At 64.4% G+C, this 23,147-nt stretch carries 29 protein-coding genes and 1 pseudogene; 25 read left to right on the top strand and 5 right to left on the bottom strand.

Features of this window, described 5'->3' with window-relative positions:
• Positions 1-136 precede the first annotated feature (136 nt).
• Both A7G45_RS13665 and A7G45_RS13670 read left to right on the top strand, forming a co-directional pair.
• Complete coding sequence (locus A7G45_RS13665) at positions 137-487, top strand: hypothetical protein (RefSeq protein WP_260937688.1); 351 nt, start codon at positions 137-139, stop codon at positions 485-487.
• A gap of 19 nt (positions 488-506) precedes the next feature.
• Positions 507-788: a DUF3349 domain-containing protein gene (locus A7G45_RS13670; RefSeq protein WP_260937689.1), complete on the top strand. Its 282-nt coding sequence runs from the start codon at positions 507-509 to the stop codon at positions 786-788.
• Positions 789-870: 82 nt separating this feature from the next.
• On the opposite strand, the gene A7G45_RS13675 is transcribed toward A7G45_RS13670, so the two are convergent.
• On the bottom strand, positions 871-1,455 hold the full coding sequence (locus A7G45_RS13675; RefSeq protein WP_260938174.1) for a TetR/AcrR family transcriptional regulator: 585 nt from the start codon (positions 1,453-1,455) through the stop codon (positions 871-873).
• Positions 1,456-1,553: 98 nt separating this feature from the next.
• Between A7G45_RS13675 and A7G45_RS13680 the strand changes: the two genes are divergently transcribed.
• The 10 genes and pseudogenes from A7G45_RS13680 (at position 1,554) to mbp1 (ending at position 11,021) form a co-directional block, all read left to right on the top strand.
• Positions 1,554-2,387, top strand: a complete 834-nt coding sequence (locus tag A7G45_RS13680; RefSeq protein ID WP_260937690.1) for an alpha/beta fold hydrolase — start codon at positions 1,554-1,556, stop codon at positions 2,385-2,387.
• Positions 2,388-2,448: 61 nt separating this feature from the next.
• A complete protein-coding gene (locus tag A7G45_RS13685) occupies positions 2,449-3,312 on the top strand; it encodes an alpha/beta fold hydrolase (RefSeq protein WP_260937691.1) in 864 nt (287 codons plus the stop codon).
• 30 nt (positions 3,313-3,342) lie between these two features.
• A complete protein-coding gene (locus tag A7G45_RS13690) occupies positions 3,343-4,203 on the top strand; it encodes an SDR family NAD(P)-dependent oxidoreductase (RefSeq protein WP_260937692.1) in 861 nt (286 codons plus the stop codon).
• Between the two features lie 15 nt (positions 4,204-4,218).
• On the top strand, positions 4,219-4,572 hold the full coding sequence (locus A7G45_RS13695; RefSeq protein ID WP_260937693.1) for an SRPBCC family protein: 354 nt from the start codon (positions 4,219-4,221) through the stop codon (positions 4,570-4,572).
• A gap of 88 nt (positions 4,573-4,660) precedes the next feature.
• Positions 4,661-5,641 (top strand): enoyl-CoA hydratase/isomerase family protein, encoded by a 981-nt coding sequence (locus A7G45_RS13700; RefSeq protein ID WP_260937694.1) that lies wholly within the window; start codon positions 4,661-4,663, stop codon positions 5,639-5,641.
• Positions 5,638-6,555: an alpha/beta hydrolase gene (locus A7G45_RS13705; RefSeq protein ID WP_260937695.1), complete on the top strand. Its 918-nt coding sequence runs from the start codon at positions 5,638-5,640 to the stop codon at positions 6,553-6,555. Before A7G45_RS13700 ends, A7G45_RS13705 begins: the two co-directional genes overlap by 4 nt.
• A pseudogene (locus tag A7G45_RS13710) lies at positions 6,552-8,039 on the top strand (class I adenylate-forming enzyme family protein). Before A7G45_RS13705 ends, A7G45_RS13710 begins: the two are co-directional and overlap by 4 nt.
• Entirely contained in the window at positions 8,036-9,055 is a 1,020-nt protein-coding gene (locus tag A7G45_RS13715; RefSeq protein WP_260937696.1) for an NADP-dependent oxidoreductase, read from the top strand. The pseudogene A7G45_RS13710 and the gene A7G45_RS13715 overlap by 4 nt, the downstream one beginning before the upstream one ends.
• Entirely contained in the window at positions 9,042-10,703 is a 1,662-nt protein-coding gene (locus tag A7G45_RS13720) for a GMC oxidoreductase (RefSeq protein ID WP_260937697.1), read from the top strand. The genes A7G45_RS13715 and A7G45_RS13720 overlap by 14 nt, the downstream gene beginning before the upstream one ends.
• Before the next feature lie 81 nt (positions 10,704-10,784).
• The gene (gene mbp1, locus A7G45_RS13725) at positions 10,785-11,021 is read left to right on the top strand and encodes a microaggregate-binding protein 1 (protein ID WP_081936719.1); all 237 of its coding nucleotides are present in this window, start codon (positions 10,785-10,787) and stop codon (positions 11,019-11,021) included.
• A gap of 90 nt (positions 11,022-11,111) precedes the next feature.
• Here the strand turns inward: mbp1 and A7G45_RS13730 are convergent, their stop codons facing one another.
• Together A7G45_RS13730 and A7G45_RS13735 are read right to left on the bottom strand one after the other, a co-directional pair.
• On the bottom strand, positions 11,112-11,267 hold the full coding sequence (locus tag A7G45_RS13730; RefSeq protein ID WP_110789077.1) for a DUF6131 family protein: 156 nt from the start codon (positions 11,265-11,267) through the stop codon (positions 11,112-11,114).
• A gap of 220 nt (positions 11,268-11,487) precedes the next feature.
• Positions 11,488-12,147 (bottom strand): TetR/AcrR family transcriptional regulator, encoded by a 660-nt coding sequence (locus A7G45_RS13735; protein WP_260937698.1) that lies wholly within the window; start codon positions 12,145-12,147, stop codon positions 11,488-11,490.
• 132 nt (positions 12,148-12,279) lie between these two features.
• Between A7G45_RS13735 and A7G45_RS13740 the strand changes: the two genes are divergently transcribed.
• The 6 genes from A7G45_RS13740 to whiA all read left to right on the top strand — a co-directional run bounded on the left by A7G45_RS13740 (position 12,280) and on the right by whiA (position 18,216).
• A complete protein-coding gene (locus tag A7G45_RS13740) occupies positions 12,280-12,651 on the top strand; it encodes a DUF732 domain-containing protein (protein WP_260937699.1) in 372 nt (123 codons plus the stop codon).
• Complete coding sequence (locus A7G45_RS13745; RefSeq protein ID WP_260937700.1) at positions 12,648-13,118, top strand: DUF5078 domain-containing protein; 471 nt, start codon at positions 12,648-12,650, stop codon at positions 13,116-13,118. The genes A7G45_RS13740 and A7G45_RS13745 overlap by 4 nt, the downstream gene beginning before the upstream one ends.
• Before the next feature lie 243 nt (positions 13,119-13,361).
• A complete protein-coding gene (locus A7G45_RS13750) occupies positions 13,362-13,787 on the top strand; it encodes an MmpS family transport accessory protein (RefSeq protein ID WP_260937701.1) in 426 nt (141 codons plus the stop codon).
• On the top strand, positions 13,784-16,681 hold the full coding sequence (locus tag A7G45_RS13755; protein WP_260937702.1) for an MMPL/RND family transporter: 2,898 nt from the start codon (positions 13,784-13,786) through the stop codon (positions 16,679-16,681). The genes A7G45_RS13750 and A7G45_RS13755 overlap by 4 nt, the downstream gene beginning before the upstream one ends.
• 198 nt (positions 16,682-16,879) lie before the next feature.
• Positions 16,880-17,200 carry a hypothetical protein gene (locus A7G45_RS13760; RefSeq protein WP_260937703.1) on the top strand — a complete coding sequence of 107 codons (321 nt, stop codon included), beginning with the start codon at positions 16,880-16,882 and terminating at the stop codon, positions 17,198-17,200.
• 53 nt (positions 17,201-17,253) lie between these two features.
• Positions 17,254-18,216 (top strand): DNA-binding protein WhiA, encoded by a 963-nt coding sequence (whiA, locus tag A7G45_RS13765; protein WP_260938176.1) that lies wholly within the window; start codon positions 17,254-17,256, stop codon positions 18,214-18,216.
• Positions 18,217-18,311: 95 nt separating this feature from the next.
• Here the strand turns inward: whiA and A7G45_RS13770 are convergent, their stop codons facing one another.
• Both A7G45_RS13770 and A7G45_RS13775 read right to left on the bottom strand, forming a co-directional pair.
• A complete protein-coding gene (locus A7G45_RS13770; RefSeq protein ID WP_260937704.1) occupies positions 18,312-18,770 on the bottom strand; it encodes an Asp23/Gls24 family envelope stress response protein in 459 nt (152 codons plus the stop codon).
• The gene (locus A7G45_RS13775) at positions 18,767-19,339 is read right to left on the bottom strand and encodes an RNA polymerase sigma factor (protein WP_260937705.1); all 573 of its coding nucleotides are present in this window, start codon (positions 19,337-19,339) and stop codon (positions 18,767-18,769) included. Before A7G45_RS13775 ends, A7G45_RS13770 begins: the two co-directional genes overlap by 4 nt.
• A 196-nt stretch (positions 19,340-19,535) precedes the next feature.
• Here A7G45_RS13775 and A7G45_RS13780 point away from each other — a divergent pair, with 196 nt between their 5' ends.
• From A7G45_RS13780 to A7G45_RS13810, 7 genes are all read left to right on the top strand, one after another.
• Entirely contained in the window at positions 19,536-20,006 is a 471-nt protein-coding gene (locus tag A7G45_RS13780) for an Asp23/Gls24 family envelope stress response protein (protein WP_377042019.1), read from the top strand.
• On the top strand, positions 19,981-20,313 hold the full coding sequence (locus A7G45_RS13785; protein ID WP_260937706.1) for an Asp23/Gls24 family envelope stress response protein: 333 nt from the start codon (positions 19,981-19,983) through the stop codon (positions 20,311-20,313). Before A7G45_RS13780 ends, A7G45_RS13785 begins: the two co-directional genes overlap by 26 nt.
• A gap of 112 nt (positions 20,314-20,425) precedes the next feature.
• Positions 20,426-20,614, top strand: coding sequence for a hypothetical protein (locus A7G45_RS13790; RefSeq protein WP_043986084.1), 189 nt, complete (start codon positions 20,426-20,428; stop codon positions 20,612-20,614).
• The gene (locus A7G45_RS13795; RefSeq protein ID WP_260937707.1) at positions 20,607-21,011 is read left to right on the top strand and encodes an Asp23/Gls24 family envelope stress response protein; all 405 of its coding nucleotides are present in this window, start codon (positions 20,607-20,609) and stop codon (positions 21,009-21,011) included. The genes A7G45_RS13790 and A7G45_RS13795 overlap by 8 nt, the downstream gene beginning before the upstream one ends.
• Positions 21,011-21,571: a DUF6286 domain-containing protein gene (locus A7G45_RS13800; RefSeq protein WP_260937708.1), complete on the top strand. Its 561-nt coding sequence runs from the start codon at positions 21,011-21,013 to the stop codon at positions 21,569-21,571. The genes A7G45_RS13795 and A7G45_RS13800 overlap by 1 nt, the downstream gene beginning before the upstream one ends.
• Complete coding sequence (locus tag A7G45_RS13805; RefSeq protein ID WP_260937709.1) at positions 21,568-22,137, top strand: hypothetical protein; 570 nt, start codon at positions 21,568-21,570, stop codon at positions 22,135-22,137. Before A7G45_RS13800 ends, A7G45_RS13805 begins: the two co-directional genes overlap by 4 nt.
• 12 nt (positions 22,138-22,149) lie before the next feature.
• Positions 22,150-22,914 carry a hypothetical protein gene (locus A7G45_RS13810; RefSeq protein WP_260937710.1) on the top strand — a complete coding sequence of 255 codons (765 nt, stop codon included), beginning with the start codon at positions 22,150-22,152 and terminating at the stop codon, positions 22,912-22,914.
• Positions 22,915-23,147: the final 233 nt, after the last annotated feature.

A 23,147-nucleotide genomic window follows, 5' to 3' on the forward strand; every position in this document is an offset into this window, starting at 1 on the left:
GCCCATCGCCGCGGTTCTCGACGAGGCCGCGGGACATAAAGCTCACAACCCGGGTGAACCGAGTGTGAACGGCTCCTTACGGGACGGATACCGCGGGGAAACTGATTCTGGCCTGCGGATTTGCGATCGTGTGTCGATGACGGCCGAGTTCACCGACGCCCATCGGGCTACTCGGCTGGATGCTGCGCCATACGAAGTCACCGAAGCCCACCACATCCCCCAGTTACGCCCCGCCGATCCGATCACGCCGCCGACGCTCAACACCCCCGAACGGGCGCCGGTAGGCCAGCACGATTCCGACGTGCTGCAGGCGCGGCGCTTCATCGAGCTGCTCGACGACGAACTAGCCGAACTGCAATCGCAGGCGACCACGCTGCGGCGCCGCGCCCAGCACGGCACCGACAAACACCTCGGCACACTGGCCACGCGCATGAACGAAGTACAGGCCATGCGCGACACGCTCCACCGGCGTTTCCCCACCGCATGATGACCAGACGAGCACCGACATGAGCAGCAGATTCGGCAGGGCGATCACGACGTTGATCGCCTACTTGCGCCTCGGACAGCCGCCCATGGCCCCCGCCAACGGCTACAACCCCCTGTTGGCGCTGATGCCCCGCCGGCTCACCGACAGTGACATCGACAGGCTGAAAAGTCGTTTCGCGCAACAGCATCGAGCGGCCGTGTCGGATATCGAGATCGCCGTCGCCGTCATGGCCATCACCGACACGCTTGCCGCCCGCACCGATATCGATCGCGTCAGGCGATCGCTGTTCGGTCTGCAGTAGCGGCGAATCGCCCTCCGCCGGGGCGGAGTTTCTCAAGCTACAGGCGGGGTTGTTCTTCTGTCTTCCAGTGCTCCCGCCAAAGTCATTCCGGACTGTCGAGTATCCGAAGTGCGTTGTTGATCCCGGCGTCGAGCACCTGGGCGGAGACTTCGGGGTCGGTGATCGCTCGGGCGAGTTGCAGCGACGTGACCAGAATGCTGAACAGGCCCCACGCTGTCTGCATCCGATTCGCTTCTGATCTCACCGCCGGGAGGTGCGCGGCAATTTCCTGGACGATCGACTGTGCCCCAGTGGAATAGGCGTTCCTGACGATGCCATCGCAACGTCCGATTTCACTCAGTAATGGCGCCGTCGGGCAGCCGTCGGGTTGGTTGTCCCGGTGTTCGGTGGACAGATAGGCGCGGATATAGCCTTCCAGTGAATCGCGATCAGCCCCTAGGGCGCTGACGGCGGCCCGCTGTTGTTCGAGTTGATCGGTGATGACGCTCGCGACGAGATCGTTCTTGGATTCGAAGTGTGCGTAGAACGCGCCGTTGGTGAGGTTGGCATCGGACATCACCGCGGCGATCCCCGAACCGTCGATGCCGTCTTGTTTGAGGCGCCGGCTGGCCGCCGCGATGATGCGCCGACGCGTCTCAGTCTTGTGTTCCGCTCCATATCTGGCCATGGAACCCACCTCCGCTTGTGTCACGAACCACTCTTGACGATGATAATACAGTCATAATATTATGATCGTAATATCAAAGCCGCGCCGAGAGGTTTGACATGCTCACCTGGGAAGACACGCCCACCAAGACAATCGACGTCAACGGAGTGCCGTTCGCATTCCGGGAGCTCGGCGTCGAATCCGACGTGCCCGTGGTGTTCCTGCATCACTTCACCGCCGTGCTCGACGACTGGGACCCAAGAGTGATCGACGGCATCGCGGCGCACCACCGTGTCGTCGCGTTCGACAACCGAGGCGTTGGGGCCACCGGATCGGTAGTGCCGGACAACATCGACCAGATGGCCGACGACGCGATTGCGTTCATCCGAGCGCTCGGATTGACGAAGGTGGATCTGATCGGGTTCTCCCTCGGCGGGGCCGTTGCACAGGTGGTGGCACTCAAGGCGCCCGACCTGGTTCGGCGAATGATATTGGCGGGCACCGGACCTCGCGGTGGCGGCGGAATCGACGCGATGCGCAAAATCGTCGCCGTCGCCTACGCCAAGGCTCTCCTGACGCGGAAAGACCCCCGCGAATACCTGTTCTTTCCCCGCACCGCGGAGGGTAAGCGCGCCGCCTCCGACTACTTCGGCCGCCTGCGGGAGCGAACCTTCGATCGGGACAAGCAGGTCTCGATGCAAGCGCGGCTCGCGCAGCTCAAAGCGATCGTCAACGGCGGCAAGGCCACACCCGACGACCTGTCGCGGATCACGGTTCCCGTCCTGGTCGCCAATGGCGATGACGACCTCATGGTGGCAAGCAGCTTGTCGGCGGACATGGCGCGCCGAATCCCCAACGCGGAGTTGAAGATCTACCCGCGCGCGGGGCACGGCGGGATATTCCAGCATCACACCACCTTCGTTCCTGACGCTGTCGAGTTCCTCGCTGGCTGAGTGGCAGTCGTTCCACTACAAATCCACTGCACCGCAGCACTATTGAAGAAGCGAGTACCTTATGAGCAGTATCAGTGACACCATCACTTCCTACGCCAAGGCGCCGTCGCGCACGGTAACCGCCGGCGGCACCACCTATGCCTACCGCGAACTCGGTCCCAAAGGCGGCATCCCGGTGGTCTTCTTCGTGCACCTGGCCGCGACCCTGGACAACTGGGATCCACGCATCATCGACCCGATCGCCAAGACCCGCCACGTGATCGCCTTCGACAACAAGGGCGTTGGGGCGTCGAGCGGCAAAGTGCCGGGCACCATCGAAGAAGCCGCCGACGATGCCTACATCTTCATCACGGCGTTGGGGTTCAAGAAGATTGATGTGTTCTCGTTCTCGATGGGTGGCATGATCGCTCAGGATTTGGCGCTCAAGCACCCTGAACTGGTGCGCAGGCTGGTGCTGACCGGGACCGGGCCGCGCGGCGGCAAGGACATGGACAAGGTGGCGGGCGTCACTTACTGGGACATGCTGCGGGCCACGCTGACTCGTTCCGATCCCAAGGAGTTCTTGTTCTTCAACCGCGACGCCGTGGGCAAGCGTGCCGGCAAGCAGTTCGTCAACCGACTCAAGGAACGCACCACCGACCGCGACAAGGACATCACGATCAGTGCGCTCCAGACCCAGCTCAAAGCGATCAAGGCCTACGGCCGTTCCAGGCCGTCGGACCTGTCAAAGATCACTCAGCCGACCTTGATCGCCAACGGTGACCACGACCGCATGGTGCCAACGGTGCTATCTGAGGACCTCCATCGGCGCATCGCGGGATCGGAACTGATCATCTATCCCAACTCCGGGCACGGTGGCATCTTCCAGTACCACGAGCAGTTCGCGCCGATCGCCGCGTCGTTCCTCGCCGGCGACGGCCAGTAGCGAATCCGATACGGCAGAGAGAGTTTCGTGATGGCTCGTGCTCGTCAGCAGACCTACTCGCTGGACCGCAAGGTCGTATTCCTCACCGGTGCGGGAGGCGGGCTCGGCGCGGCGACGGCGGCGTTGCTGACTCACCGCGGCGCACAGGTTGCCCTTGCCGATATAGACCGCAGTGCCGCAGAACGAACGGCTCGAACGCTGCCGCCGGGACAGGTCCTGCCCGTGGACTGTGACGTCACGGCGATCGACTCCGTCCATGCCGCAGTCCGCAAAGTCGAGGACCAGTTTGGGCGCATCGACGTAGCCATCGCCAATGCGGGCCTCATGGGACGCGGGGGAACATTCCGAACCCTCGCGACCGATGAGGTCGACCGCGTGCTGTCGGTCAATGTGTCCGGCGTCCTGAACACGGTGTCGGCGACGATTGAGTCAGTCATTCACAATCGTGGCCAGATCGCCTTGGTGAGTTCGGTTTTCGCCTACCTCAATGGCGCAGGAGCGATGCCGTATGCGATGAGCAAAGCGGCGGTCGAGCAAGCCGGTCGCGCGCTCGCCGTCGAACTGGCCAGCCACGGCGCGACGGCCATGACCGCATATTTTTCGCTCATCGAGACCGGCATGATCCAGCACGGCATCGACGAAGACCCGCACGTGCAAGCGCTGATGTCGGCGATGCCGAAGTTCATTCTCAAACGCATCCAGCCGGCCACGGCGGCAGCAGTCATCGTCAACGGCCTCGAACAGCGGCGACGCACCGTATCCGCACCAGCGCGCTGGCGCCCGGTCTCGGCATTGCGCGGTGTCCTCGGCCCTTTGGTCGATGCCCGACTGGCACGTGACATCGGCGTGCAACGCGCACTGTCTGAACTCGATACCAGGCATGGGGGTTGAGCCGCCGTGTGTGGCTTGTCTCCGGGGAACCGCACTGAATCGCAATCTATTCAGATCGATTCGCCCGCCGACGCGGTGTGGGATCTGCTGACCACGATCGCCGACATCGGCGGTTGGTATGACGACTGGGACACCGTCGAGCACGACGAGTCGGATCAGCGATGCCTTGGTCCCGGGGTCGGGTTCCGCCTCGTCCGAGATCGTCGTGGTCGCACTGAGAGTGCCCGGTGCGTGGTCACCGTGTTCGATCCGCCCCACGGCCTTGGCTGGATCGAGGACGGGCCGCATGGGCGGACCGCGTTCGTCAGCTTTCACCTCGAAGCGGGCCCGACCGGTGGAACTGTGCTGACGCTCGGCAAGAGCTTCTGATGGCCGGCAGCTATTGGTTCGGCGGGCAAGTGGGAACCCTTGCCCAGAACAGAAATTCGTTACAGATGGTTCGCTCGAAAGGACGGCGATGACACAGCAAGTACGAGGCGATCTGGTGATCGAGGACCACGGGCGGGTGTTGGTCGCCCGGGTAGACGGTGGCCCGCATAGTTTGTTCGGGATCCAAATCGCAAGGCAGCTCGAGGCATTGGTGGACCGGGCCGACCGTGACCCCGGTGTGCACGCCGTGGTGTTCACCGGCGCACGCCCGGGGCGGTTCGTCAGTCACGCGGATGTGCGCTGGCTACAAGCAGAAGGTGCCGCAGTGCCCGAGTTGGGCCGGCGCAGCGCGTCGGCCGCCCTGCGTCTGGCCCGCGGCGTGGACCGCGCCCGGGTCTTGGATCCGGTGGTGCAGAAAACGCCGCTGCGCGGTGTCGCGCAGCTGGATCGGCTCCACGCGACGTTCCTGAAGATGAACGCCAGCGGCGTCATCTTTGTCGCTGCCCTCAACGGATCGGCTCTCGGGCTGGGTGCTGAATTTGCGTGGGCCTGCGATCTGCGGATCATGGCCGACGGCGACTTCTTCATCGGCCAACCCGAAGTGCTGCTGGGCATCATGCCCGGCGGCGGTGGCAGCCAGCGTCTGACTCGGCTCATCGGCACACACAAGTCACTGGTCGCCATTTTGGAGGGCAAACCGTTCACTCCCGCACAGGCGTTGGCCAACGGCGCCGTCGACGAAGTGGTGGCCCCCGAGGACGTCGTGACGCGGGCGGTCGAGGTCGCCGAATATTTCGGCAAGCGGACGAAGGGTTCGGTCGAGGCGATCAAGCGGTCGGTCTACTTCGGGGGGTCCATGTCGTTGCAAGAGGGCCTGCACGTCGAGCGCACCGAGTTCCTGGGCACCGATCAATCCCCGGAAGGCCAGCAGCTGATGTTGCAGTACCTCGCCGACATCGAATCCTCGGGTGAGCTGCCGCTGTATCACGATGACGTCTACGACCGCGCGCTGGAATCAGGCACGGTACCTGCACTCGACGGCATCGGCGCTGGGGCGGCACGGAAATGACCTCGCCACAGTCATTTACGCGACAGGACGTCTCGTTCACCTCCGGCAAGGACACCTGCGCCGGGTGGCTGTACTTGCCCACGGGTGTGGCCTCGCCACCGGTGGTGATCCTGGGGCATGGCCTGGGCGCCACCCGGGAGATGCGGCTGGACGCTTTCGCCGAGCGGTTCGCGCAGGCCGGCATCGCCGCGTTGGCCTTCACCTACCGGCATTTCGGTGACAGTACGGGTCAACCTCGCCAGCTGCTGTCGATCAAGCGCCAACTCGCCGATTGGGATGCGGCGATCGCCTACGTGAGGGGGCGGCGCGATGTCGACGGCACTCGGATCGCGGTGTGGGGCAGTTCTTTCGGCGGCGGCCATTCCATCACGGTGGCTTCCCGTCACCCCGAGCTGAAAGCGGCCGTGGCCCAATGCCCGTTCACCGACGGTCTAGCGTCCGCCCTTGCGCTCGGGCCGCTCGGTTCACTCAAAGTGCTGCCGTTGGTCGCCCGTGATTACGCCTCGATCGTGAGCCGGCGGGAACCTGCGATGATCCCGCTGGCGGGCGCCCCGGGAATCCTGGCCTTGATGAACGCTCCGGACGCGCTACCCGGCTATCAGGCGCTGCTGCCGGCGAATTCGACGTTCCGCAATGAGGTCGCCGCTCGTGTGGCACCGACGATCATGGCCTACCGGCCGGGCCGGGCCGCGAAGAAGATCGCGTTTCCGATCTTGTTCTGTATCAGCGATACCGACACGGTCACCCCGCCCGAGGAGACTGAACGCTATGCACGGTCGGCACCCCGTGGCGAGATCAAGCATTACAGTGCAGGCCATTTCGCGTTCTACCTCGGCGAACCGTTCGAGCAGTTGGTCACCGACCAGACCGACTTCCTGACCCGTCACCTGAACCCGATACGCGTGGCGCCGTGAAACTAGCCATGCTGACCGGCCGCCGTGCCGAGCACGATCCGCACGGTCCGGCGATGTCCGACGCCCGCCACACACTGACGAATGCGCAATTGCACGACCGCGTTCTGGCTGCGGCACACCAGTTGCGCGACAAGGGGATCGGCGTGGGGGACGTGGTGGCCGTTCAGCTACGCAACCGTGTCGAGTTCGTCGTGCTGCTGTTCGCGGCCTGGCGGCTGGGCGCCGCGATTACGCCGGTCAACCCGAGCCTCACCGACGATGAGGTCCATCGCCAACTCGTCGACTCCGGGACACGACTGCTGGTGATGGACGACGACATCACCACCCGCACCGAGGTGCCCACCCTGGGTGTCGCTGAGTTGGCCACTACGCCTGTGGGAGCAGATCAGGCACCGCATGTCGACGCCGCGGCACTGGCGCTGCTGATCTACACCAGTGGCACCACGGGCACACCCAAGGGCGTGATGCTCGACCATGCCAACCTCGATGCGATGGCGCAGATGGGGCGCCAGGCCCTGCAGATCGGACCGACCGACCGATGCCTGCTGATTCTTCCGCTGTTTCACGTCAACGGGATTGTCGTCAGCGTGATCACGCCACTGTTGGCCGGGGCCAGCGTCGTCATCGCCGACCGCTTCGCGCCCCGCACCTTCTTCGAGGTCATCGAACGCGAGCGCCCCACCTAATTCAGTGCGGTTCCCACCATCTACACCATGCTGGCGGCCCTGCCGGAGGACGTCACTCCGGACACGTCGTCGTTGCGTTTTGCGATCTGCGGCGCCGCACCGGCGTCGGCGGAGTTGTTGAACCGCTTCGAAACCCGCTACGGGTTCCCGCTCATCGAGGGCTACGGGCTTTCCGAGGGTACCTGCGCCTCGACCATCAACCCGATCGACGGCCCACGTCGCGCGGGTACGGTGGGCAAGCCGTTCCCCGGCCAACGGATTCGGATCGTCGACGCCAACGGCGACGACGTTCCTACCGGCTCCGACGGCGAAATCATCATCGCCGGGCCCAACGTCATGCGCGGCTACCTGGGCCGCCCCGAGGCCACGGCCGACGCTGTCATTGATGGCTGGCTGCACACCGGCGACGTCGGTCGCCTCGACAGCGAGGGGTATCTGACCCTGGCGGGACGCTCCAAAGACATGATCATCCGCGGCGGCGAGAACATCTACCCCCGCGAGATCGAAGACCTCCTGTCCAGCGACCCCAATGTGCTGGAAGCCGCGGTCATCGGGGCACCCGACGAGAAATGGGGCGAAGTGGTGGTGGCCTATGTCGCCCCACGCCCAGGGGCCGCCATCGACATCAACGCACTGCAGGCCCTCTGCGCACTCAGCCTCGCCGGCTACAAGCGCCCCACCGAAATCCTCATCTTGGACACCATCCCCAAAAACCCTGTCGGCAAGACCGACAAGGCCCCCTTGCGCGCCGTCCACGCCGCGTCGACCGACCACCGCACCGAGAAGGCCACACCATGAAAGCGTTCGCCCTCACCCGCTACGGCAAGAAAGACACGGTCAGCGCCGTCGAACGTGCCGTCCCCGACCTACGCGACGATGACGTCCTCGTGCAGATACACGCCACCAGCATCAATCCACTGGACCTCAAGATCAGAAACGGGGAGCTGAAACCGCTGCTGCCCTACAAACTTCCGCTCGTCCTCGGCAACGATCTGGCGGGCATCGTGGTCAAGACCGGCCCACGGGTGCGGCGATTTGCCCCTGGCGACGCGGTCTACGCCAAACCCAACCAGGACCGCATCGGCACCTTCGCCGAATACCTCGCCGTCAACGAGAACGACGTCGCGAGGAAACCGGACAGCATCGACATGAACGAAGCCGCCGCGCTGCCACTGGTCAGCCTGACCGCCTGGCAGGCGCTGGTCGACAAGGCGCAATTGCGGCCGGGACAGAAAGTGCTCATCCACGCCGGCTCCGGCGGCCTGGGCAGCATCGCGATTCAACTGGCCAAACACTTGGGGGCCACCGTCGCGACCACGACCAGCACCAAGAACGTCGAATGGGTGAAGGAACTCGGCGCCGATGTCGTGATCGACTACAAGACACAGGATTTCGCCACCGAGCTGCGCGACTACGACGTCGTCCTGGACACCCAGGGTGGCGAGACCCTCGACAAGTCATTTCAGGTCGTCAAACCCGGCGGCAGGGTCATCTCGGTCGCCGGACCGCCCGAGCCCGACTTCGCCCGCGAATTCGGAGTGAACTGGCTGCTGGTTCAAGCGATGCGGGCACTGAGCTTCTCGGTGCGGCGCAAAGCCAAACCACGTTCGGCGAACTACTCGTTCTTGTTCATGACCGCGAACGGCGATCAGCTGCGCGAACTGGCTGCCCTCGTCGATGCCGGCGCCATACACCCCATCATCGATCGGGTGTATCCATTCGACGCCATCCTCGATGCGTTGGCCTACGTCGAAAACGGCCGCGCCACCGGCAAAGTCGTTGTGACCGTCCGAGGCGACGATGACCACCCGTGATGGGGCTTTTGACTACGACTGGCTGGTGATCGGATCGGGCTTCGGCGGCAGCGTTTCAGCATTACGCCTGTCGGAGAAAGGGTTTCGCGTCGGAGTGCTCGAACGCGGCCGCCGCTACGCTCCGCAAGACCTGCCCAGGTCGGCGTGGCAATCCGACAAGTACACCTGGGCGCCGAGGCTGGGCAAGCTGGGCATCATGCGCACCTCGATGTTCCGCCACATCTTCTTCCCCTCCCAAAGCGGTGTCGGCGGCGGCAGTCTGGTCTACGGCGGCGTCCTCTATCGCGCGAAGAAAGAGTTCTTCGGTGACGCCCAATGGCGCGACCTCGGCGACTGGGAACAGCGCCTCAGGCCGCACTACGACACCGCAGAACGAATGCTCGGCGCGGCTCCGGTCCCGTTCGATTCGGTTCACCAACAATGGATTCGGGAAATGGGCCGGCACTTCGGCACCGAAGACACCGTCAGCCGCGCACCCACGGGAGTGTTCTTCGGCGAACCGGGAAAAACAGTGCCCGACCCCTACTTCGGCGGCGCCGGCCCCGACCGCACCGGCTGCACCCGCTGCGGTGCCTGCATGGTCGGCTGCCGCGTCGGGGCAGTGAACTCCTTGACCCAGAACTACCTGTGGTTCGCCGAGCGCAATGGCGTGCACATCCTGCCCGAGCACCAGGCCATCGACGTCACCCCGGCGGGAAATGCCGACGGCAGCGACGGCTACCACGTCACCACCGTCCATCCCACCGGCGGCCAGCGACAGACCTACACGACACGGGGTGTGGTGTTTGCCGGCGGGGCCTTGGGTACCAACGAACTGCTCGCCAACTGTAAACATGGTGGCTCACTGCCCCACCTGAGCGACCGCCTCGGCGAATTGGTGCGCACCAATAGCGAATCCGTGCTGACCGTGCTGCTGCCCGATGATCAGGGCAGCTGGCGGGATGTCACCGCCAGCAGCAGCGTCCACGTCGACGCCGACACCCACATCGAACTACTCACCTACGGGCCGAACGCCGACATGCTCAGCCTGCTCTACACCGTGCTGGTCGGTGACGGCACCCGGGTGACCCGGCCCCTGAAATGGATTGCCGCCATCGTGCGGCATCCGCGTCGCTGGCTGGCGACGCTGTGGCCCCTGGGCTGGAGTCGGCGCATGGTGATGCTGTTGGTGATGCAGTCACGCGACAATGCGATCTCGTTTCGCGCCCGAAAACGCCGGTGGGGGAGCGGCTATCGGTTGTCCACCGCCGCGAACGCCGACAACCCTGCCCCGACCTACATCGACAAAGGCAACCAAGCCGCTCGCTGGCTGGCCGAACGGACGGGGGGCATCGCCCAGAGCAACGTGCTGGAGGCGCTCGGCAACATCCCCTCCACCGCGCACCTACTCGGTGGCGCCGTCATCGGCGCCACCCGCGCCGAGGGAGTCATCGATGCGAACCTCCGCGTTCACGGCTATCACAACATGCTCGTCTGCGACGGCTCCGCGATGCCGGCCAACCCCGGCGTCAACCCGGCCCTGACCATCACCGCGCTCGCCGAACACGCCATGGCGCAGATTCCCGCACTCAATCGGCAGCCGCGCGACGTGGCAACCTCTTCTGTGCAACGGGTTTCGCCGCGGTCTGACGGGGAACCCGGTTGGTAGTGGGTGCCGTCCCCGGCCCGCCGTCATGAGATGTGACGCACGAATCTTTCACGTGGGGCTTACCAACCGAGGAGAAACGCTGTGGGTGAACACAATAGTGGTCCTGAAGAGGGTCTCAAGGGAGTAGTCGAGGGTGTCAAGGGCAAAGTCAAAGAGGTCGCCGGCACCGTGACGGGTCGCGACGACCTTGTCCGCGAGGGCCAAGCTCAGCAGGACAAAGGTGAGGCGGAGCGGGATGCCGCAAAGAAGGAAGCCCAAGCCGAATCGGCGCGCGCAGCAGCAAAAGTCGCTGAGCAGAGGCAACGAGCAAACCAGTAGGCCAAAATAGCCCGGTGGCCCGATCTCTTTGGCCGGCAAGGAGATCGGGTCATCGCTCGTCAGTGATGGCGCGCGGGGGAGGTCGGCGAGTTAGAACCAGACCTTGCGTCCACCGACCGGGCGCCCCACTGCGCCGAGGATCCACAGCACAGCACCCACAACCAGCAGGATGGTGCCAATGGTCTCGAGAATGGGCACCGCCAGTGCGTACCCGAGAACAAGCAAAATGACTCCCAAGATGATCACGTCAACCGCCTAACGTTTGTAGACCGCTCCAACCGCGATCACTACTGACAGTGATACCCATATCGACGGGCTACCAAACCGCGGGACCGGCTGAGCGCACCCCTACGAGAGCTATGTCCACAGCGGGAGAGTCCGGCCAATCGGAATCACGATTCAGCAGCCCAACATATGCACCGGCCCGAATGGGATCCCGTCAGCTAGCAGGATCTGGCTTGCTGACTCAGGACACCGGCGGCGGACTGGTTGTCATGGCGATCGCGGCCTGGTCTTCATCAAGGGCATCGACCGGCAGCGGGTCCTGCCCATCGCGAGCGCGCAGCCCGTCCAGGAAGATGGCCACGTACCGTCGCCACAGGTCAGCATTGACGTGCCCGGCGAACTCGCTGACCGTACCTGCCAAAAGCCCCAGGATCGGCATGTCGCTGTCGGAGATACCCGGTCGCAGATAACCGTCTTTTTGGGCCCGTTCAACAAGTTTCGCGAGCTTCGGAACCAGGCGGGTACGTGCCGCATCCACCCGATTGCCGCAACCACTCTGTCCGTACAGGATTTCTCGCAGGCCACGATCGGTGGCGGTCTGCTGACCCATCTGTTCGACGAACCAGGTGAATCCCGCCCACGAGTCGTCGAATTCCAATCCCGAATCGGCGAAGGCGGCGATCTCGTCGATCGCGTCCTCGAAGATGGCCTCGATCAGCTCCTCCTTGGTGGGGAACCTGCGATATACCGTGCCGACGCCGATCCCGCCGTGGTGGGCTACCTCATTGAGCGTTGCGCCCAGGCCCCGTGTGGCGAACAGGTCGCGGGCTGCGTCGATCACTCGCTGACGATTGCGCACAGCGTCCTTGCGCAGCGGTCGATCAGTGGTCTGGCGGGTCATCACCCCCGCAGTGTAATGCGAGACACTATTCCGGTAAGTGGATTGACTTCATCCACTTACCTGAATAACTTCATGCCGAACGCTGTGATCGGCTGACGATTGTGGTGATCTGCGATCAGGGGGACGTGCTGTATGACGCGACATCACCGGGCCGTACGCGTGTTGGCCGCCGCCGGTATCGGACTGCTTGCGGCAGTGGCCAATTCGGGGACCGCATACGCCGATCCCGACACGGACTTCGCGAATCAATTGCACACCTACGGGATCTATGGCCCGAAGGACTACAACGCCTGGTTGGGCAAGATCACCTGCCAGCGGTTGGGCAACAACGTCGACCACGACGCATATCAGTCGGCCAAGTTCGTCGCCACCAACTTGTCCCGGCAGAACGCCACCCAGCAGAACTGGCAGTTCCTCAGTGCGGCAATAGATTTCTATTGCCCGGACAAGCATTCGGTGTTGGATGACGCCGCGCATCAGTCGCAACCAGGAGGCCGCGCATGACGGTTCGATCGCTCCGTGTCGGATTGGCCGCCATGGCATTTGGCGTTGCGGCATCTTCCGCTCTCTCGCTGGCCGGTCCGGCCTCGGCCGATGCCACCGACGACTACCCGATCCCGCACCGGATCATCGTCACCACCTGTGATGCCGAGCAGTACCTGCAGGCGGTGCGTGATACCAGTCCGGTGTACTACCAGCGCTACATGATCGACCGGAACAATCGGCCCGCTGACATCCAGCAGATGGCCGAGGATCGCATCCACTGGTTCTTCTCCCTGGACCCGGCCGCGCGCCGGCAGTACTCCGAGGACACCGCCACCAACGTCTATTACGAACAGGTGGCCACCCATTGGGGCAACTGGGCCAAGGTGTTCTTCAACAACAAGGGTGTGGTCGCGAAAGCCACCGACGTGTGCGTGAACTATCCGGCCGGCAATATGCAGGTCTGGGACTTCGCCTCCAATAGTTGAGTGATTTGCGTCCGAATTTCCTGCGCTGACCAGCCGTTTTCCGGAGTAGATCGCGCATGTGCGGACGCGGCAGGAATGCGGTGGGGCCGCGCCGGGTTGTAACGAAGACGACATTTAAATGGATGGACTCTATCCACTTTTTCCGTTAGGTTACCTAGCTAGATGTCCCCGGGGGTCACCAATGGTGGTGTGCCGCCACATGCCCGACGACCGCGCGGTCGGCAATTTCTACAGAAGGCAGCGATGACGAGTGTGTTTCGGCGGGCATGGCTACCGCTATTGGTGATCGTCGCGGTTGGCGCCGGCGTGGTGATCGTGTCGAACGTGCGCCAGGTGTTCGGCTCGAATCCCGTTGTGATTACCGAGAAGAGCTCGGACAACGCCGAGGACTTCAACCCGAAATTCGTGAAGTACGAGATTTTCGGCACGGGTAGCTCAGCCGTCGTCAACTACATGGACCTCGAAGGCAAGCCGCAGCGCGCCGCGGGAGTTTCGTTGCCGTGGACGTTGACGCTGTCGACCACCCTGCCCTCGGTGCAGCCCAACATTCTGGCCCAGAGCGACGGCAACAGCATCAGCTGCCGGGTCAGTGTCGATGACGTGGTCAAAGAAGAGAGGACCGCCACCGGTATGAACGCCGAAACCTTCTGCTTTGTGAAGGCCGCATGAGCGCGCCGGCCGACGAGGCCCAGACCGACGCCATCCCGGTGGTAGAAGACAAGGGACACAAGGGGATACCGCGGTTCCTCCGCCGGTTCGCGGTGCTGATCATCCTGGCCTGGATCGGGGTCATCGCCGCACTGAACACCGTTGTCCCGCAGCTCGAGGAAGTCGGCAAGCTGCGCGCGGTGTCCATGAGCCCCAACGACGCGCCGTCGATGATCGCCACCAAACGCGTCGGCAAGGTGTTCGACGAATACAGCACCAGCAGTTCGGTGATGATCGTGCTCGAAGGCGACAATCCGCTGGGAGCCGACGCGCACGCGTTCTACGACAAGATGGTCGCTGACCTCCGCGCCGACACCACCCACGTCCAGCATGTGCAGGACTTCTGGGGCGACACGCTGACCGCCAAGGGCGCCCAGAGCCGCGACGGCAAGGCGGCCTATGTTCAGGTCTACATCGCCGGTGATCAAGGGGAGACGCTCGCCAACGACTCGGTCGCCGCGGTGCGCCACATCGCCACCGAAAGCCCTGCTCCTCCAGGGGTAAAGGCATATGTGACCGGTCCCGCAGCGACGAGCACTGACCAGAACGTCGTCGGTGACAAGAGCATGGAGTTGATCGAACTCGTCACGTTCGGCGTCATCGCGGTCATGCTCTTGCTGGTCTACCGATCCGTCATCGCGACCTTGATCGTGTTGGTGATGGTCGTGCTCGAACTCTCCGGGGCGCGCGGTCTGGTGGCATTCCTGGGCTACCACAACGTTTTCGGGCTGACCACCTTCGCCACCAACCTGCTGGTGACGCTGGCGATCGCCGCGGCGACGGACTACGTCATCTTCCTCATCGGGCGCTATCAGGAAGCGCGACGGGCCGGAGAAGACCGAGAATCGGCCTACTACACCATGTTTCACGGCACCGCGCATGTGGTGCTGGCCTCCGGCCTGACCATTGCCGGCGCCACCCTGTGCCTACACTTCACCCGGTTGCCGTACTTCCAGACCATGGGCTTTCCGCTGGCCATCGGCATGGTGATGGTGGTCGCGATGGCGCTGACCCTCGGGCCCTCTGTGATCTCCGTCGCGACCCGCTTCCGCCGGGTCCTCGAGCCTCGAGCGAACACGAGAACCGCCGGCTGGCATCGGGTCGGCACCGCGACGGTGCGCTGGCCCGGCGCCATCCTGGTCGGTGCCGTGGTGGCGGCACTGGTCGGTCTGATCGCGCTACCGGGCTATCACACCATCTACGACGACCGGATCTACCTGCCGAAGGACATCCCCGCCAACGTCGGCTATGACGCTGCGTTCCGGCACTTTTCGCAGGCCAAGATGAACCCGGACCTGATGATGGTCGAGTCCGATCGCGACCTGCGGAACCCGGCGGACTTCCTGGTGATCGACAAGATCGCCAAGGCGCTCAAGAACGTGCACGGAATCGCCCAGGTTCAGACCATCACCCGACCTGACGGTGATCCGATCAAGCACTCGACGATCCCGTACACCGTCGGACAGAGCGGCTCCACGCAGCTCATGAACAACGATTACACGCAGACCAATCTGAACAATCTGCTCTCTCAGGCCGACGATCTGCAGAACAGCATCGACGCCATGACCGAGATGATGAGCGTCCAGAAGGATCTGGCAGCCGTGTCGCAGCGGATGGCCGACAAGATGAAGACCACCTCGGATGACATGGGTGACACTCGAGATCACTTGTCGGACTTCGATGATTTCTTCCGGCCCATGCGCAACTACTTCTACTGGGAGCCGCACTGCTTCGACATTCCGGTGTGCTGGTCCATGCGGTCGGTCTTCGAGAGCATCGACGGCATCAGCTTGATGTCCGATGACTTCCAGGCCATCGTTCCCGACATGCAGCGCATGGCCGACCTCATGCCCAAGATGGTCGCGACGATGCCCAAGCAGATCGCGTCGATGAAGCATCAGAAGCAGGTGCTGCTGAACCAGTACCAGATGCAGAAGGCCCAGCAGGATCAGACCATCGCGATGCAGAAGACCGGCACCGCGATGAGCGAGGCCTTCGACGCAGCCAAGAACGACGATTCGTTCTACCTCCCGCCGGAAGCCTTCGAAACCGCAGATTTCCAGCGCGGCCTCAAGCTGTTCATGTCGCCCGACGGCCATGCGGTGCGGTTCACCATCATTCACCAGGGCAACCCGTTGACGCAGGAGGGCACCTCGCGTATCGAACCGCTCAAGGTTGCGGCGGCCGACGCGATCAAGGGCACCCCGCTCGAGGGCTCGTCGATCTACCTCGGCGGCAGTGCGGCGATGTACAACGACATGCAGATCGGTGCCGATTACGACCTGATGATCGTCGCGGCCGCGGCGCTGATCCTGATCTTCATCATCATGTTGGTGCTCACCCGTGCGGTCGTCGCTTCGGCGGTGATCGTCGGCACCGTGGTGCTCAGCCTGGCATCGGCCTTTGGTCTCTCGGTACTGCTCTGGCAGCACATCGTGGGTATTCCGTTGCACTGGATGGTGTTACCGATGTCGGTCATCGTCCTGCTGGCGGTCGGCGCGGACTACAACCTGCTGCTGGTCTCCCGCGTCAAGGAGGAAATCCACGCCGGACTCAACACCGGCATCATCCGCGCCATGGTCGGCACCGGCTCGGTCGTCACCTCGGCGGGCCTGGTGTTCGCCTTCACCATGATGTCGATGTCGGTGAGCAAGCTGATCATCATCGGCCAGGTCGGTACGACCATCGGTCTGGGTCTGTTGTTCGACACCCTGGTGGTGCGGTCGCTGATGACGCCGTCGATCGCCAGCCTGCTCGGACGCTGGTTCTGGTGGCCGCAGCGCGTCCGTCAGCGTCCGGTTCCGCAGCCCTGGCCGAAGCCGATCCAACGCGATTCCGAGCTGACGTCAGTCTGAGTCCAGTGCTTCACTGCTGACGACGTCGACACCAACGCCGGCCGTAGCTATACAGCTACGGCCGGCGTTGTCGATTCACGCTGCGATCCGTAGTTCCTGCATCGGGCGCGATTGTGTCCCGGATCACGCGACGGCGACGTTCGGTTCGGGCGCTGGATCACGACTACCCCCTATAACGCAGGAAATGGGGGCGTGGTGATGGCGGGCGGACTGAAGGGATTGATGTCGTTGAGTAGCGAGTCCGACGTGGCGTGGGAACTGGTGGAGAGCATCCGTTCTCGCTTGACAGTTTCCGAGCTCAACAACGCCTACGTGAACCTGGGCATCGGAGAATTCGGCACGGTGATCGAAACGTTGATCACCGTCGTTGTCCGCGAACAACTTACGGTCCCAGAAGCCCTGATGGGAACGCTGGAAACCTGGCGTGCCCTGCACCACCCCGACGGTCCGCTCTCCGAGCGCCTCATGCACCAGCTCGCACAGTGTCGCCAACATGGCGACTCGCGATGCGGCGCATAAGGCAGCTGTACAAACGGGATTCGATCAGGTCAGGCAGTGGGGGACTTATGATGTTGACACCGAGCGCCAAGGATGAACTTGCCGGTACGGTCGTGCATCTGGCCAGTGCGCGCAAAGCGGAAGTGACTGCACTCCTGCAATTCGCCGGCGGGCTGCGTATCGTCAAGGGACGCGCCGTGATTGACGCAGAAGTCGACCGCGAGCCGATCGCCACCCGGGTCTGTAAAGACCTCAAGGACTTGTACGGATGTACGGCCGAAATACGCGCACTGCCGAGCATCGCCACCCGCTCCCGATACGTGGTGCACGTTGCCCACGAAGCCGAAGATGTGGCCCGGTTGACCGGGCTGATCGACCGTCGGGGTCGGCCAGTCCGGGGCATGCCGCCGCAGATCGTCGCGGGTAGTACGGCCGACGCCGAAGCGGTGTGGCGGGGCGCCTTCCTGGCCCGGGGCTCGCTGGCGCTGGCCGGTCGTGCACGGGGGCTTGAGGTCGAATGCCCCGGGGTCGAAGCCGCCTCGGCACTGGCCGGGGCCGCGCGCAGATTCGGTGTGCACATCCGAGCGCGCCAGTTGCGCGGTGCCGATCGGATCACGGTGCGTGACGCCGACACGATCGACACCTTGTTGAATCGAATTGGCGCCCAACAGACCCGGGCGGCCTGGCAATCACACCAACGAACCGGCACCACACCGACCGTGGACGCGGCACTGGTGGACTCCAACCAACGTCGTGCCCAGCAGTCGGCCATGGTGACCGCGATCCGGGCGCAACGCGCCCTGGAGATCCTCGGTGACGCGGCGCCCGCTCATTTCGTCGCGATCGCGCGTTTGCGCATCCAGCACCCCGACCTGTCACTGGACGAGTTGGGCCGCCTCGCCGAGCCCCCGATGACCAAGAACGCCGTCGCCGGCCGTCTTCGGCGCCTGATGGGGATGGCCGACCGGGCTGCCGAGCGAGCTGGAATTTCCGGCACCGCCGTCGCCATCACCGCGCCTGACCGGGGCAGGTGCTAGGCGTCGACGCCATGCCCCGCAAGATATTGCGGGGCAACATGTTTCATCCAATCACCGGGGCAAATCCGCCGTAGTGCGCGTTCGTGGTGCCCGGGCTACCCCAGCGGGTCGCCGTCGACGACGTCGGTGACGGTCACGTCGATGGGCCCGGCCGGAGTGCCGCCGTTGTCGTCGAGGTTGTCGAGGATGGAGCGGATCGTGTCCAGTACCAAGCGGCGGATGTCGTCGCCGAGTTCGCGCAATTGCGTGCCGTAGCTTCCGGTGACGTCGATGTCGACTGCGCGCAGCACGGCACCGTCGAGCGTGAAGTCGATGCGGGTCGGCTGGCAGACGAATCGGCGCCGCAACTCCCGGGCCAGCAGGCTGCGCAGCGCGTGATCGCTGATGTACACCACGCCGTCGTCGGTATCCCGCGAGGCGCGGATGGGCCAACCGGTCCGGGTTGCGCTGTGTATCGCCGCGCGCACCCGGTCGCTGATGGCGTCCCAGCCGGGTTCGGGCACCGACCGCAGGTATGAGGCTGCGCGGTGCAGGATGGGATCAGGCTCTGTCACTGCCACCTCCCCAACAGAACTCGCAACGTCTTGATCGCCCGAACGTGGTGTCCGCGCACTGCATCGGAACTGAGGTGTAGCACTTCGCCGATCTCAGGGAACGTCATCTGCTCGATCTCCCGCATCATCCACACCGCGCGCTGGCGTACCGGCAGTTCGTCAAGCGCTTGTTCGAGGGCGGCCAAAAACGCGGCGTTGGACGCGGCGGTGAAAGGGTCGGCGGACGGGTCTGGTCCGGCCAGCGGTTCCAGCACCCAGTCTTCGACCGGTTTTGCCCGCTTGAGCCGGTGTGTGTCGGCGATCTTGCGGTAACAGATCGCGAACAACCACGTCCGAAGCGACGAGCTGCCGCGGAAGCCCGCGATCTGTTGCCAGGCGGCTACGAAGGTGTCCTGCACGACATCTGGGACGTCGGCCTCGGAGGCGAGCATTCGCCGGGCGTACCGGTAGAGCACGGGCCCGTACCGGGTGACGATGACGTCGAACGCCTCGCGATCGCCGATGACGGCCGCGGCTCGCAAAGCCTCGTCGTCGGCGTCGCGTAGGTCGCCACCGGTTGGCGCTATCACCACACTCCGCTCTCAGCTGCGCTTCGCCGCTCCTGAAATATAGGCCCTCACTGCAAGAGTTAGTCGAGTTGTGGTTCCGTTCAGGGCATGCTGAGCTGAGAATCGTGAAATGTGTCCCGAATCACTCGACGGGCACGTTCGGTTCAGGCCCTGGGTAGCGACTACCCATGTGTCGGCAGTCGAAAGGGGAGTGATGATGACCAGTGCGGAGGCCGAAGTGGAGTCGTCCAGTAAGGAAATGAGCCCTTACCAGGGATCGCCGTTGGTGAGCTCGCAGGGCAAGACGACGATCGCGGACATCGTGGTCTCGAAGATCGCCGGGATCGCCACCCGCGAAGTGAGCGGCGTGTACGACCTGGGCGGCGGCGCGTCGCGGATGGTGGGCGCTCTCCGGGAGCGAATCCCGGGTGCCAGCGTCAACCAGAGCCAGGGCGTGTCGGTCGAGATCGGTGAGAAGCAGGCCGCCGTCGACATCGACATCGTCGCCGAATACGGCGTGGCGATCGCCGACCTGGCCGCAGGTATCCGGCGAAACGTCATCGCCGCCATCGAACGCATGACCGGACTCGAGGTCACCGAGGTCAACATCACCGTGCACGACGTGCACCTCGACAGTGACGGCGGCGGCGGCGACGACGCTGATGCCGCGCCCGCTCGTGTCCAGTGATGCCCCGACGCGGGCAGCAGCTCCGGAGGACGACGCTGATCGCATCGCCGCCGCGGTGACTGCGGTCAAGGGTGTGGCGGGGTTGCACGGCGGGATGTTCGGCGAGGTGGGCACCTACCTGCCGGGCCGGCGGGTCTCCGGGATTCGGATCGGGGCCGACCGCGTCGACGTGCACGTCAGTCTCGCGTTCGACGCGCCGGTGCGACAGACGGCTACCGCCATCCAGCGTGCCGTCGCCGCGATCACCGACCTACCGGTCGACGTCACCGTCGAAGATCTCCTTCCGGTGACACCAGCTTCCGGTTGAGGATCGCCCTGGAGCGTCCCGGTGTGGCGGCGCGACGAGGGGCGCGCCGTCACACCGCGGTCAGCGAACTCCTCAGCGCCTGAACAACTTCGATTCGAGGAAGGTTCACATCATGACCTCATCCACACTGGGTCTGGTTGCCGGTCTGTTGCTAGGCGTGGCTGCGGCCGCCGGTGGCCTGTGGGGTTTCATCGTCGCGTTGCTGCTCGGCGTGGCGGGGTACCTGCTCGGCGCCCACCGCGACGGCGAACTCGATCTGGCCAATCTGGCCGCATTGCTGCGGGGTCGCGGCCGTGACTGAGTCGACAGCTGCGGAACCCATACTGCCGCAACGCGAATCCGATGACGACGACGGTGCCGCCACGCGCGGCACCCTGACCGTCCGCGAGAAGGTCGCGCATCGGCTCGCGGTTCGTGCGGCGCTCGACACCCCCGATGTGCTGCCCTTCTCGGAAGGACTGACGAAGATCGCTGGCCGATCGCTGCCGCAAGCGCAGCTGACCGTCACCGGCAACCGCGTCACAGCTCACCTCAAGGTCACAGTGGCGTGGCCGGCGCCGGCGGTGGACGTCGCGCGCGCCGTGCAACGCAATGTCGCGCAGACGTTGTCGAGCATGGCTGGATTGCAGGTCGACCGCGTCGACGTCACCGTCGAACAATTCAGTACCGCCACCAAAGATGTGAAAAGGACTCAATGATGACCGCCGACGCATTTGCGCTGCCGATACCTGGTCGTGCCCCGGTCACCGCTGCCACCGCGCGATACATCGCCGTGGTGCTGGCGCTGGTCCTGCTGATCGTCGGATTCGTGGCGCTGCGCGACGCCGGAGTCGTGCTGGGCTTCGTGGCAGGCTCACCATGGATCGGCACTACCGCCACCGCCCTGAACGGCCTGCACAGCCAGTGGTGGATGGTTCCCGCCGGCGCCGGCGTGCTCGTCATCGGAGTGTGGCTGATGGTCATGGCGTTGCTGCCGCGGCGCAAGACGGTCGTTGCCGTCGACGCGGCGGGATCGGTGTGGATGCGCCCGCGCGATGTCGCCCGACTGGCGTCGTTTGCGGCCTGCTCCGTGCCTGGTGTCGAGGTGCTGAACTCGGCGGCCACCCGCCGAAAGGTGACGCTGTACGTCGGACTCACCGGAGTTGAGTCCGAAGTCGCGGCCAAGGGCGCGATCGCCGCCGTAGTCGGTAGCGCCACCGAAATCCTGATTCCGACACCGCGAATCACCGTGCGCGTCGGCACGAACGGGTCGGCATGAGCCTGAGGCCGACCGATCTGCTGGACCGCGCCGCGACTTTGGTCGCCGGAATCGTGGTGACCGCGATCGGCGCGGCGGCGGTGCTCTGGCCCACCCACTGGGTGCGGGCCGCGCCGGAACGCATCAGTACCGGACCGGTCGTGCGCGCCACGTCCTCGACGTGGTGGGCATGGGGGCTGGCCGGCGCCGGAACAGTACTGGTGCTGATCGCGCTGGTTTGGCTGATCTCGCATGTGCCGATCCGCAAGGCGCCGGTCTTGCGTGTGGCGGGCACGACCGATCCGGGGTTCATCACCGTGAACCTCGACGGCGTTGCGTCGGCGGCTGCGGCCGCCCTGGAACGTGAGTCGAATGTGCAGTCCGTCAAGGGGAAAACAGTCGTCGATCGGCGTGCCTCCACCGTCGAACTGACTGTCACCGTTGCCCATCCGGCCGGCCTGCAGCGCGTCATCTCGGCGATCGACAGCACCTGCGCCGACATCGCTCGAGCCATCGGGGATACCAGCGACAATGCGGTGGCGGTACGCGCTGTGGTGCAGATTGCCAAGAGCAAGCGCCCTGGCTGACATGATCGATCGGTGACTCAACCACCGCAGGACGGCTCGTGGGGCGCCCCGCAGCACCAGCCGCCAGTAGGCCAGCCGGGCCAACCGATCCCGTCGACGCCGGGTCAGCCGGGGTGGCAGCCGCAGCCGGGTTGGTCGGCACCGAACCCGCAACCCTGGGCCGGCCAGCCGACGAACTACGGTCCGCCGAACCCGATGTCTGGCTTCCCGCCGCCGCGCAAGTCTGCGATCAAGCCGTGGGTGTGGATCGTGGGCGCGGTGGTATCGCTGCTTGTGCTCGGCGGCATCGCCAGTGTGGCCCTCACCGGACATCGCGGGCCCGCCGCCGTCTTCGGCGCCCGGCTGAAATCGGGGCAGTGCGTCACCACTGCCGACTACGAGAAGTTCCATTTCACCTCGACCAGCTGCGAATCATCGGATGCTGTCTACGAATTGGCGGGCGAGACCTCGAAGGGTCTGTGCCCGGACGGCAAGACGCCGGCGGACGGTCCGTACTTCTACGCCACCAGCAATCAGGACGACCCCAGGGCCGCGAGCTTGTGCTTTGCGCTGAACCTGCATCAGGGGGACTGCTACGCGCTGGATCTGACCGGTAAGAGCGTCACGAACATTGATTGCGCGCAGGCCCCGACCATCGCCAACTCTCACACCGGGGTGTTCAAGGTGGCCCAGCGCATAGATGGCACCGTCGACGAAACGGCCTGTGCCACTGCGGCAAAGGCGATGGTGTTCACGTCTCCGCAGCGGGTGTACTGCTTGACCAAGCTAGTCGACTGACGTCGGTGCTGTGCGTGCGACCAGCACGGTGTACGTCGAACGTATGAAATTTGCTGCGGGTTCTCGTAGGAGTTGCTGTGCGAGTCCTACGATGATGGATGCGTTTGCAGTGATTCTCACAGGGCGGACGACGGGGCGGGGGACTGGTGCAGTGCTGGCAACCCTTCTCGCTGTCCTGAATCCGGGGCCGGTGGCCCCACAGTAGGCATCCACAGCAGGGCGAGGCGCCTCAT

The sequence above is a fragment of the Mycolicibacterium llatzerense genome (genome assembly GCF_025331195.1).
Classification (GTDB): domain Bacteria; phylum Actinomycetota; class Actinomycetes; order Mycobacteriales; family Mycobacteriaceae; genus Mycobacterium; species Mycobacterium llatzerense.

Excerpts from the sequence above, each read along its gene's own strand:
- A7G45_RS13665 (WP_260937688.1), top strand. The coding sequence starts at position 137 with ATGACGGCCGAGTTCACCGACGCCCATCGGGCTACTCGGCTGGATGCT.
- A7G45_RS13670 (WP_260937689.1), top strand. The coding sequence starts at position 507 with ATGAGCAGCAGATTCGGCAGGGCGATCACGACGTTGATCGCCTACTTG.
- A7G45_RS13675 (WP_260938174.1), bottom strand. The coding sequence starts at position 1,455 with ATGGCCAGATATGGAGCGGAACACAAGACTGAGACGCGTCGGCGCATC.
- A7G45_RS13680 (WP_260937690.1), top strand. The coding sequence starts at position 1,554 with ATGCTCACCTGGGAAGACACGCCCACCAAGACAATCGACGTCAACGGA.
- A7G45_RS13685 (WP_260937691.1), top strand. The coding sequence starts at position 2,449 with ATGAGCAGTATCAGTGACACCATCACTTCCTACGCCAAGGCGCCGTCG.
- A7G45_RS13690 (WP_260937692.1), top strand. The coding sequence starts at position 3,343 with ATGGCTCGTGCTCGTCAGCAGACCTACTCGCTGGACCGCAAGGTCGTA.
- A7G45_RS13700 (WP_260937694.1), top strand. The coding sequence starts at position 4,661 with ATGACACAGCAAGTACGAGGCGATCTGGTGATCGAGGACCACGGGCGG.
- A7G45_RS13705 (WP_260937695.1), top strand. The coding sequence starts at position 5,638 with ATGACCTCGCCACAGTCATTTACGCGACAGGACGTCTCGTTCACCTCC.
- A7G45_RS13715 (WP_260937696.1), top strand. The coding sequence starts at position 8,036 with ATGAAAGCGTTCGCCCTCACCCGCTACGGCAAGAAAGACACGGTCAGC.
- A7G45_RS13720 (WP_260937697.1), top strand. The coding sequence starts at position 9,042 with ATGACCACCCGTGATGGGGCTTTTGACTACGACTGGCTGGTGATCGGA.
- A7G45_RS13735 (WP_260937698.1), bottom strand. The coding sequence starts at position 12,147 with ATGACCCGCCAGACCACTGATCGACCGCTGCGCAAGGACGCTGTGCGC.
- A7G45_RS13740 (WP_260937699.1), top strand. The coding sequence starts at position 12,280 with ATGACGCGACATCACCGGGCCGTACGCGTGTTGGCCGCCGCCGGTATC.
- A7G45_RS13745 (WP_260937700.1), top strand. The coding sequence starts at position 12,648 with ATGACGGTTCGATCGCTCCGTGTCGGATTGGCCGCCATGGCATTTGGC.
- A7G45_RS13750 (WP_260937701.1), top strand. The coding sequence starts at position 13,362 with ATGACGAGTGTGTTTCGGCGGGCATGGCTACCGCTATTGGTGATCGTC.
- A7G45_RS13755 (WP_260937702.1), top strand. The coding sequence starts at position 13,784 with ATGAGCGCGCCGGCCGACGAGGCCCAGACCGACGCCATCCCGGTGGTA.
- A7G45_RS13760 (WP_260937703.1), top strand. The coding sequence starts at position 16,880 with ATGGCGGGCGGACTGAAGGGATTGATGTCGTTGAGTAGCGAGTCCGAC.
- A7G45_RS13780 (WP_377042019.1), top strand. The coding sequence starts at position 19,536 with ATGACCAGTGCGGAGGCCGAAGTGGAGTCGTCCAGTAAGGAAATGAGC.
- A7G45_RS13785 (WP_260937706.1), top strand. The coding sequence starts at position 19,981 with ATGCCGCGCCCGCTCGTGTCCAGTGATGCCCCGACGCGGGCAGCAGCT.
- A7G45_RS13790 (WP_043986084.1), top strand. The coding sequence starts at position 20,426 with ATGACCTCATCCACACTGGGTCTGGTTGCCGGTCTGTTGCTAGGCGTG.
- A7G45_RS13800 (WP_260937708.1), top strand. The coding sequence starts at position 21,011 with ATGACCGCCGACGCATTTGCGCTGCCGATACCTGGTCGTGCCCCGGTC.
- A7G45_RS13805 (WP_260937709.1), top strand. The coding sequence starts at position 21,568 with ATGAGCCTGAGGCCGACCGATCTGCTGGACCGCGCCGCGACTTTGGTC.